Here is a 390-nt window from a genome sequence, read left to right as displayed (position 1 = left end):
GGAAATCGGCAAGTGGGCTGCCGCCAAGGGCCTGTGGGTTGTCACGGACGAGATCTACGAGCACCTGACCTATGACGGCGTGCCCTTCACGTCGATTGCCACCGCGGCCCCCGAGCTGGGCGACAAGGTGGTCATCCTCAACGGCGTGGCCAAGACCTACGCCATGACCGGCTGGCGCGTGGGCTGGATGATCGGGCCCGCCGACGTCATCAAGGCGGCCACCAATCTGCAGTCGCACGCCACCTCCAACGTGTCCAACATCATGCAGATCGCTGCCCTCGCCGCGGTGTCCGGCCCGCTGACCGCCGTCGATGAAATGAAAGTGGCGTTTGACCGCCGCCGCAAGGCCATCGTCGCCGGCCTGAATGCCATCCCCGGCGTGGAATGCCC

General features: G+C 66.2%; 1 protein-coding gene. It reads left to right on the top strand.

The features are described 5' to 3' along the window. On the top strand, positions 1–390 hold a 390-nt coding region (locus GVN67_RS29505), incomplete at both ends, for an aminotransferase class I/II-fold pyridoxal phosphate-dependent enzyme (protein ID WP_160000808.1).

Source organism: Roseomonas sp. 18066, from assembly GCF_902706185.1.
In the GTDB taxonomy this organism is placed as follows: domain Bacteria; phylum Pseudomonadota; class Alphaproteobacteria; order Acetobacterales; family Acetobacteraceae; genus Pseudoroseomonas.
This window is presented reverse-complemented; position numbering and strand designations above follow the sequence as displayed.